The sequence below is a fragment of the Rheinheimera sp. genome (genome assembly GCF_020217005.1).
Lineage (GTDB): Bacteria > Pseudomonadota > Gammaproteobacteria > Enterobacterales > Alteromonadaceae > Pararheinheimera.
Genome location: NZ_JAIWOI010000098.1, coordinates 1 through 10,000 on the forward strand (window position 1 = coordinate 1; position 10,000 = coordinate 10,000).

At 45.6% G+C, this 10,000-nt stretch carries 7 protein-coding genes; all 7 read right to left on the bottom strand.

The window, feature by feature from the left end; translation table 11 throughout:
• A partial coding sequence (locus LDL40_RS04765; RefSeq protein ID WP_300994011.1) for a Dyp-type peroxidase domain-containing protein occupies positions 1-397 on the bottom strand: 397 nt, incomplete at its 3' end.
• A gap of 1,033 nt (positions 398-1,430) precedes the next feature.
• Entirely contained in the window at positions 1,431-2,702 is a 1,272-nt protein-coding gene (locus LDL40_RS04770) for an ammonium transporter (RefSeq protein ID WP_300994012.1), read from the bottom strand.
• A gap of 10 nt (positions 2,703-2,712) precedes the next feature.
• Positions 2,713-3,051, bottom strand: a complete 339-nt coding sequence (gene glnK, locus LDL40_RS04775) for a P-II family nitrogen regulator (protein WP_008899672.1) — start codon at positions 3,049-3,051, stop codon at positions 2,713-2,715.
• Positions 3,052-3,232: 181 nt separating this feature from the next.
• On the bottom strand, positions 3,233-3,607 hold the full coding sequence (locus LDL40_RS04780; RefSeq protein WP_300994013.1) for a YacL family protein: 375 nt from the start codon (positions 3,605-3,607) through the stop codon (positions 3,233-3,235).
• Between the two features lie 71 nt (positions 3,608-3,678).
• Complete coding sequence (gene acnB / locus LDL40_RS04785; RefSeq protein WP_300994014.1) at positions 3,679-6,276, bottom strand: bifunctional aconitate hydratase 2/2-methylisocitrate dehydratase; 2,598 nt, start codon at positions 6,274-6,276, stop codon at positions 3,679-3,681.
• Positions 6,277-6,547: 271 nt separating this feature from the next.
• A complete protein-coding gene (locus tag LDL40_RS04790) occupies positions 6,548-8,638 on the bottom strand; it encodes a M13 family metallopeptidase (RefSeq protein WP_300994015.1) in 2,091 nt (696 codons plus the stop codon).
• Positions 8,639-8,789: 151 nt separating this feature from the next.
• The coding region (locus LDL40_RS04795; RefSeq protein ID WP_300994016.1) for an NAD(P)/FAD-dependent oxidoreductase at positions 8,790-10,000 on the bottom strand (1,211 nt) is incomplete at its 5' end.

Genomic DNA, 10,000 nt, shown 5'->3' on the forward strand with positions numbered 1-10,000 from the left:
GATAACGAAAGGCATGCAACTGTTCATACAAATCAACATGAGGTTGCAGCAAATGATAAATTTGTTGAGTTGCAATATGGATCACATCAAAACGATCCGCCCGAATTTGAATCAGCAAATCAGGAGATACAACAGGTAAACCTGCCGCATTGTCGGTGAAATCAGGCCAAGGGGCGGGTTGTTGTTCTGGATACAGATGTGCCCAGTAGTTTTGGCCCACCGCAACCACTACATTGAGCATGGCCTCTGAAAATTGATCGGATAAGCGCTCCGCTAGCATAGGAACTTTAGCCAACTGCAAGCGTACATAATGCTCATGGCCATCCAGGGCGTTTAGCAATACATAACAACAATGCAAGTTTGCTTCGGCACAAATGCCTGATTGTTCCCGCGCCATAACCATCTCTTCAGAATTTAGGGAGCGCGATCATACCAATTTGGCCGGTAATGGTCAGTAGTTTTCACAGCAATCTACATCAGTCAGACAATTGTCCTCAGTCTTTGTGAGATATATCTCACAAATGAGTAAGCCAATCTAGTATTTAGTGCAAGCAACACTCTGGAAACAATTTTCTATACCATTGATTATTAAGGATATAATCCAATATTATTGCAGGTTACAATAATATTTCACTACAAGTATTTAACAAAAGAGGTCCTACTCCCGGGTAAAATGTACGATAATTAATTCGTCGCTGGAACTGACAGCTGAACATGATGTTTAGCAGGACAAGCTACAGGAAGTAGCAGCAGGAAGCAGGGACACCAATGGATTGTGCAAGGTAGCACAAGGAAGAAAAGGACAGGCTCAGGATTGAGTACACATCTTCAGGATGAAGATACAAGGGATAGGGATTCTGCCGGAGGCAGATGGTACTCTCAGGAAGAGAGTAAAATGGATAGGGACTCTGCTGGATTGCAGTTGGAATGTTCAGGAAGAACACAGGGATGATCCATCAAGGATAGTGGTTGGTAGGATGCCACCAAGTTTTAGGGGCCGCGAAGTTCGCGGCCCGTCTTGTTTTAACAGTACCCTGTTTTATCTTCTTTTTATTCCATCAAGCGATATCAAATCCGCACCAAATGAATGCATCCTCTGCGCTATGCTGAAGCATTTTAGAGTTTTCGCACTAACAATTATGTTGTTTTTTTCTGCAAGGCCCTTTTCCTGTTTGAAAACAGCTGTTAGATTACATCCGTTCTTTGCAAAATGATTTGGCGACTGCACTAAAACAGCGCACAGGTCCGTGGCTAAGACCACAAGAAAAAACCCCGGAAGCTTGCGCCGCCGGGGTTGTCTGATAAAGACAAAGGACAAGGATAGACGAATTTGGTGGTACGGGTTTAGTTGCCAAGACCAACTGCTACTTGCGTAGCTGCTGGCTTGGCAACCAGCTCCTGAGAAGCCCCACCGGCTCTCCCCAGGCTGCCTACTTTACTGTCGATACAAATTCAGGATAGGCTTCTACACCACACTCAGAACGATCAACACCTTCATATTCTTCTTGCTCAGTGACACGGATGCCCACAGTCATTTTCAATGCAAACCACACGACTAAACTCACCACAAAAACCCAGATGAATATAGTAGCGGCGCCAGCCAGTTGACCTACTAAAGAGGCCGACTCTTTGGTCAGAGGAACAATCAATAATCCAAATAAACCTACAGTACCGTGCACTGAAATGGCACCTACCGGGTCATCAATTTTCAACTTGTCTAAGGCCAGGATAGAACCTACCACCAACACACCGGCAATAGCGCCAAAAATAGAAGCTTCTAAAGGAGTTGGCGTTGAAGGTTCAGCGGTAATGGCCACCAATCCTGCTAAAGCACCGTTTAACGCCATGGTCAAATCAGCCTTTTTGAACAGCAACATGGACAAGCCAATTGCAGCTATAGTTCCGGCAGCTGCTGCAGCATTGGTATTTAAGAATACCACTGCAACTGCATTTGCGTTGGCAATATCACCTAATTTCAGTACAGAACCGCCGTTAAAGCCAAACCAGCCTAACCACAGAATTAGAGTACCTAAAGCCGCCAGTGGCATGTTGGAGCCAGGGAAAGCATGAGCTTTGCCGTCTTTGCCATATTTGCCTTTACGGGCACCTAACAACAGAACACCAGCTAAAGCCGCAGCTGCACCAGCTAAATGCACTATGCCTGAACCCGCGAAATCAGAGAAACCTAAATCACCCAGGCTGTACAGACCGAATACAGACTGACCACCCCATGTCCAAGAACCTTCCATTGGATAAATCACACCTGTCATGACCACGGCAAAGGTCAGGAAAGCCCATAACTTCATCCGTTCAGCTACGGCACCAGAGACAATAGACATAGCCGTTGCTACAAACACTACCTGGAAGAAGAAATCCGAGGCTTTAGAGTAGATAGCTTTACCTTCAAAACCGTTTTCGCGTTCGGCGAAACTGGTTAAGGTTTGGGCCACATCGACTTCACCAATACCAGTTAAGAAGTAACCACCGCCATACATCAACTGGTAACCGCAAATCAGGTACATTACACATGAGATTGAATACAACACCACATTTTTAGTCAAAATCTCAGTGGTATTTTTTGCTCTGACTAAACCAGCCTCCAGCATAGAGAAGCCAGCGGCCATCCACATCACTAACGCGCCACACACCAAAAAGTAAAAGGTGTCCATCGCAAACTGTAAATGATAAATTTGTTCCTGCATGATTTACCCCTTAGATGGCTTCTGAGTCCATTTCACCTGTGCGAATACGCACCACTTGTTCTAGATCGTAAACGAAGATTTTTCCGTCACCGATGCGGCCTGTATGTGCAGCTTTTTGGATGACTTCCAATAGACGCTCGACGTTTTCATCCAATACCGCAATCTCTAATTTTACCTTAGGTAAAAAATCGACCTGATATTCAGCTCCCCGATAGAGTTCTGTATGACCTTTCTGACGACCGAAGCCTTTTACTTCAGTGACAGTAAGACCTTCAATACCGATGTCCGCTATGGCTTCACGGACATCGTCAAGCTTGAATGGCTTGATGATGGCACATACGAGTTTCATGGTTATTATCCTTATGGTGTCTTGTTGCATTTGCCAATAAGACAAGAAAACCTTGTGCCAAGATTTTTAATCTTTAATTTTCAATAACTTGAGATTTATTTTTTTGAAAGTCTAAAAAAAACGCACCAATAAGGTGCGTTTTTTCACTGCCAGAGTGCAGCGCTGAGGTACAATAACTAAATCAGGCGGGTAAAAATTGTTGCCATTGCTGCACTAAATGCAGCAGATCTTCCAGGCCACATTCGGCATAAAGCTGGCTCTGATCCAGCTCCAAATCCTGCTCTGGATCCAACTCAATGCTTGAGCTTCCTTCCTGCAACAACGAGAAATGACAAATCACCACTTCAGAGGCCTGTACTGTCAGGCGATACTCTTTACCATCCCATTGGTACTGACTCTGCGCATTCAGGCGCTGTAGCTGCTCCAGCAAGCTTTGATAAGCACTGGCTCGCCGTTCAAACTCATCCAATAAAAAACACTGCAAAGCCAGCTGCTCAGAACTTAACTTCAGGCTGTAGCGCTTCGCATCAGAGTTGTAGATAAAATCGAATTCCATGCCATGGTTCCTGAAAAGCAAAAGACCCGCTAAGTGCGGGCCTTTTAGCTAAAAACACTATTGCCAGTAAATTATACAGCTTGCTGAATAATTACATTGGCCGCTTTGCTGGTGTACTGGCTCATCTGATGGAAATTCAGGTAGCGGTAGGTATCCGCTGCTGTGGTTTCAATCTGCTTCGCGTACTCCAGGTATTCAGGCACTGTTGGCAGGCGGCCGATGATAGATGCCACAGCAGCTAATTCAGCAGATGCCAGATACACGTTAGCGCCCTGACCTAAACGGTTCGGGAAGTTACGGGTAGAAGTAGAAACCACTGTAGTGTTGTCGCCTACACGAGCCTGGTTACCCATACATAATGAACAACCAGGGATCTCAATACGGGCACCAACACGGCCGTAAATACCGTAATAACCTTCTTCAGTCAGCTGATCTTTATCCATCTTGGTTGGTGGAGCTATCCACAGACGGGTTGGGATCTGGCCTTTAAACTTATCTAACAATTTTCCGGCAGCACGGAAATGGCCGATGTTGGTCATACAAGAACCGATAAAGACTTCATCGATTTTGTCACCTGCAACTTGAGACAATAAACGGGCATCATCCGGGTCGTTTGGTGCACACAGAATTGGCTCTTTGATTTCAGCCAGATCAATTTCAATTACTGCAGCATATTCAGCATCAGCGTCAGCACGTTCCAGTTTTGGATCGGCTAACCAGGCTTGCATCGCCTGAATACGACGCTCAATAGTACGGACGTCGCCGTAACCTTCGCTCAGCATCCACTTGAGCATCACGATGTTGGATTCTAAGTATTCCGCCACTGAAGCTTCAGACAAAGTGATAGTACAACCTGCAGCTGAACGTTCCGCTGAAGCGTCAGACAATTCGAAGGCTTGTTCAGCCGTTAAATGTTCCAGACCTTCAATCTCTAATACACGGCCAGAGAAAATGTTGACCTTGCCTTTCTTCTCAACAGTCAGTAATCCTTGCTGAATAGCGTAGTAAGGGATTGCGTGCACTAAATCACGTAAAGTGATACCAGGCTGCATTTCACCTTTAAAACGCACCAGCACAGACTCAGGCATATCCAGTGGCATCACACCAGTAGCCGCAGCAAAAGCCACTAAACCAGAACCAGCTGGGAAAGAAATACCAATAGGGAAACGGGTATGAGAGTCACCACCAGTACCTACAGTGTCTGGTAACAACATACGGTTTAACCAGCTGTGGATTACACCATCACCTGGACGCAACGAGATACCACCACGGTTCATAATGAAATCTGGCAGTGTGTGGTGCGTGTTCACGTCAACCGGCTTAGGGTAAGCCGCAGTGTGACAGAAAGACTGCATCACTAAGTCGGCAGAGAAACCTAAACAAGCTAAGTCTTTTAACTCATCACGAGTCATAGGGCCTGTCGTATCCTGAGAACCTACTGTGGTCATTTTTGGTTCACAGTACTGGCCAGGACGAATACCTTTCACGCCACAAGCTTTACCCACCAGCTTCTGCGCTAAAGTGAAACCTTTGTTAGTCACTTCAGTCACAGCAGGACGTTCAAACACTGTAGAGTGAGATAAACCTAAAGCCTCGCGGGCTTTGTCTGTTAAACCACGACCTATGATCAGAGGAATACGGCCACCGGCACGCACTTCATCAAGCAGCACGTTAGAGCGCAGTTCAAAGGTAGACACAACTTCATCAGTACCGTGGCGTTTTACCACACCCTGATGTGGGAAAATGTCAATCACATCACCCATGTTCATTTTAGATACGTCTAATTCGATAGGTAACGAACCTGAGTCTTCCATGGTATTGAAGAAAATCGGGGCAATTTTGCTGCCTAAACAGACACCGCCAGTGCGCTTGTTTGGTACAAATGGAATGTCTTCACCCATAAACCACAGCACTGAGTTAGTGGCTGATTTACGGCTTGAACCTGTACCTACCACGTCACCTACATAAGCCAGCGGGAAACCCTTGGCGATTAAAGCTTCGATTTGTTTCACAGGGCCTTTTGAACCTGGCGCATCAGGCTCGATACCATCACGGCTGTTCTTCAGCATAGCTAAAGCATGCAGAGGAATGTCAGGGCGCGACCAGGCATCCGGAGCTGGTGATAAATCGTCAGTGTTGGTCTCACCTGTCACTTTAAATACAGTCACAGTGATTTTTTCAGGGATAGCAGGCTTGCTGGTGAACCACTCGGCATCAGCCCAGCTTTGTAAAACGGCTTTAGCGTTGGCATTGCCAGCGTCGGCTTTCTCTTTCACATCATGGAAAGAGTCAAACATCAATAAAGTGTGAGATAAACCTTTAGCAGCCAGACCACCTAATTTAGGGTCATCCAGTAAATCGATCATTGGTTGGATATTGTAGCCACCAAACATGGTGCCTAATAATTCAGTAGCGCGCTCTGGAGTCACTAACGGGCTTGTTACTTCACCTTTAGCGACAGCAGTTAAAAAGCCAGCTTTTACATAAGCAGCTTCGTCTACGCCAGGCGGAATACGGTTTTCTAACAGATCAACTAAGAATTCACCTTCACCTGCTGGTGGGTTTTTCAATAAATCAGTTAAAGACGCCACTTGTTGCGCATTAAGTGGTAACGGAGGAATGCCTTGAGCCGCACGTTCGGCTACATGTTCACGGTATTGTTGAAGCACAGTAATGTCCTCTGGTTAGGTCGCCACAGAGTACTGCAGCGATAGACAGGAATCTCGAACAGGCTGGATTATAAGAAAAAACCGCCTGAATTGACACCTGAGTATAAGCACGCAAGCTTATAGTGGCTATAACTTTTGTGAATACCACCCCCAGTTGAGAATCATTCTCAAGAATAATACTAAAACTGGTCGTGCAGACAAATAAAAATGGGGTCAGATCACATTGTTAACTGTTAACAATGTGATCTGACCCCATTTTAAATTCTGGTGATTACCAGATTTTTACACGTTTTTCTGGTGCTATATACAGCTTGTCGCCTTCTTTCACATCAAAAGCTGTGTAGAAGACTGGCAGGCTGGAAACAATACCGTTGACGCGGTAATGTGGTGGTGAATGTGGGTCAGTCGCTAATTGCTCTTTCATCACTTCGTCACGGTATTTAGAACGCCATACCTGAGCCCAGCTTAATAACACGCGCTGATCACCGGTAAAACCGTCCATCACAGGAGCCTCCTTGCCTTCCAGAGATAAATGGTAGGCTTTCAGAGCTACAGTTAAACCACCTAAGTCACCGATATTTTCGCCAAGTGTCAAATCACCGTTAACGAAGTGGCCTGGCACTGGTTCATACTTGCTGTATTGAGCGCTTAAAGCTTTACCTAAGGCCTTAAACTTAGTTTCGTCTTGCTCAGTCCACCAGTTGCGTAAGTTACCTTCGCCATCATACTTTGCGCCCTGGTCATCAAAACCATGGCCGATTTCGTGACCAATCACAGCGCCTATACCGCCGTAATTCACCGCATCTTCCGCCGCCATGTTGAAGAATGGTGGTTGTAAAATAGCAGCAGGGAACACTATTTCGTTATTCGCCGGGTTGTAGTAAGCGTTCACGGTTTGTGGTGTCATAAACCATTCGTCTTTGTCGATTGGCTGGCCTAACTTCGCCAGCATCTGGTCATAACCCCAGTGCGTGGAGCGTACTAAGTTACCTACCAAATCGTCAGCTTTAATCTCTAAGCTGGAGTAATCTTTCCATTTATTCGGATAACCGATTTTTGGTGTAAAAGTACCAAGTTTCACCAAAGCAGCTTTTTTGGTGTCTTCTGACATCCATTCCAGATCTTTAATCGACTGTTCATAAGCTTTGATCAGGTTAGCGACCAGCTTTTCCATATGTGCTTTAGCTTCAGGTTTAAAGTGACGCTCTACATACAGCTTGCCCGTCAATTCACCTAACACAGCGTCACTGGCATCCACAGCCTTTTTCCAGCGTGGCTTTTGCTCTTTTACACCACGTAAGGTCGTGGAATAAAACTGGAACTGACGATCAACAAAGGCCTTGTTCAGCTTGTCGGCATAGTCATTGACAGTATGGAAGGTCAGATAGTCCTGCCAGCTTTGCAGATCAGTAGCGGCAACAATTTTGCCTAGCGCTTCAAAATAGCTTGGCTGACCAATAATGATTTCGTTCACACTGCTCAGCTTAGAACCTGCAGCAAAGTCGCTCCAGCTAAACTCACCCAGAGTTTTAGCCAAATCAGCAGTCGCTACTTTGTTATAGGTTTTATCAGCGTCACGGTTTTCTACCCGGGTCCACTGGTTTTTCGCCAGTTCAGTTTCCAGAGCATACACACGTTTAGCCGCTGCTGCCGGGTCGGCATGCTTAGCTAAAGTGAATAAATCCAGCAGGTAGGTTTGATATTCAGCCTGAATTTTTTTCGAGGCTTCATCGTCTTTGGTGTAGTAGTCACGGTCTGGTAAACCTAAACCACTCTGATCTGCATACACTGCGTATTCAGTCGATTTTTTCGCATCGTTGTTGACATACCAGCCCAATGGGATAGTGACACCATCACGCTGCAATGATGCAAAAGTGCTGGCCAGTTGCTTTTTATCTTTTAAGCTCTGGATCAGTTCCAGTTGAGGTTGTAATGCTGTTAAGCCCAACTCTTCCAGTTTAGCTTCATTCATATAGCTGTTATAAAAGCTGCCTAACTTGTGTGCATCTGAACCAGGCGCTAAATCAGTGCGGCTGGCCACTTCATCAATAATAGCTTTAACGGCCAACTGAGAGTTATCCGCCAATACATGGAAGGAGCCGTACGATGATTTTTCCGCGGGGATTTCAGTTTTATTTAACCAACCACCGTTGACTGCTAAAAAGAAGTCATCCTGGAAACGTACTGCTGGATCAAAGTTTTCTTTATCCACGCCAGAAACCAGAGCCGCTACCGCTGCTGTAGCTTGTTGTTCTGCGGTTGGTTTTGCAGTTTCAGTAGTGGTGGTATCTGGAGCTTTACCACAGGCTGTAAGGCCAAGCGCTAACGCAACGCTTAAGGCTGTTAAGGTAATTTTTTTCATCCGGGGATTTTCCTGCCAAAAAGGTTAAATAACTTCACCATACTACTCTTTAAGGTGCATTTTTGTTAATGGAAGTTGTAACAAAATATAAAAAACCGGCAGTGCGAAGCAGCTGCCGGTTTTTCATTTGAGCTGTTAAACAGAGTTCAGCTTATTTTTTCTTGGCTTTTGGATTTGGCAGGTCAGTAATAGAACCTTCGTACATCTCAGCTGCTAAACCAATAGATTCGTTTAAGGTTGGGTGAGCATGGATAGTCAGAGCGATGTCTTCAGCGTCTGCACCCATTTCTACTGCTAAGCAGATTTCACCTAACATTTCACCAGCGTTAATACCAACAATGGCGCCACCTAAAATACGGTGCGTTTCTTTGTCAAAAATTAACTTAGTGAAACCTTCAGTACGAGCTGAGGCGATAGCACGGCCAGAAGCTGCCCAAGGGAAAGTGGCAGTTTCAACAGCGACACCTTTTTCTTTGGCTTCTTTTTCAGTGATACCTACCCATGCCATTTCAGGGTCGGTGTAAGCCACAGAAGGAATGCAACGTGGGTCGAAGAAGTGCTTCAGACCAGAAATAACTTCTGCAGCTACATGACCTTCGTGTACAGCCTTGTGCGCTAACATTGGCTGACCAATGACGTCACCAATCGCGTAGATGTGCGGTACGTTAGTGCGCAGTTGTTTATCCACATTGATAAAACCACGATCATCGACGTTCACACCAGCTTTTGCAGCATCTAACAGCGCGCCGTTTGGACGACGACCTACTGCCACTAAAATTTTGTCGTAACGTACTGGTGTCGCAGGTGCGTTTTTGCCTTCGAAAGTCACATACAAACCATCAGCTTTAGCTTCAACAGCAATCACTTTAGTCGACAGCATAATATTGAAGTTATCTTTGTTGTATTTGGTGTAGACCTTCACCAGATCCGCGTCAGCTGCAGGAACTAACTGGTCAGCAAATTCAACGACAGACACTTTAGAGCCTAAAGCACGGTACACAGTACCCATCTCTAAACCAATGATACCGCCACCTAATACCAGCATTTCACCTGGAATGTCTTTTAATTCCAGAGCACCGGTAGAGTCGATCACACGTGGGTCATCTTTTGGAATAAATGGCAGAGCAACAGGCTCAGAACCAGCAGCGATAATGGCGCTGTCGAAGGTAATAGTGGTATCGCCCACCACCAGAGTGTTAGGACCAGTAAATTTACCGTAACCAGTTACTACTTTTACTTTACGCATTTTCGACATGCCAGCTAAGCCGTTGGTCAGTTGACCCACTACTTTGTCTTTCCAGGCACGGATTTTGTCTAAATCGATTTGTGGCGCACCAAAAGTGACGCCGTGAGATGCCATTT

Excerpts from the sequence above, each read along its gene's own strand:
- glnK (WP_008899672.1), bottom strand. The coding sequence starts at position 3,051 with ATGAAACTCGTATGTGCCATCATCAAGCCATTCAAGCTTGACGATGTC.
- LDL40_RS04780 (WP_300994013.1), bottom strand. The coding sequence starts at position 3,607 with ATGGAATTCGATTTTATCTACAACTCTGATGCGAAGCGCTACAGCCTG.
- LDL40_RS04790 (WP_300994015.1), bottom strand. The coding sequence starts at position 8,638 with ATGAAAAAAATTACCTTAACAGCCTTAAGCGTTGCGTTAGCGCTTGGC.
- LDL40_RS04770 (WP_300994012.1), bottom strand. The coding sequence starts at position 2,702 with ATGCAGGAACAAATTTATCATTTACAGTTTGCGATGGACACCTTTTAC.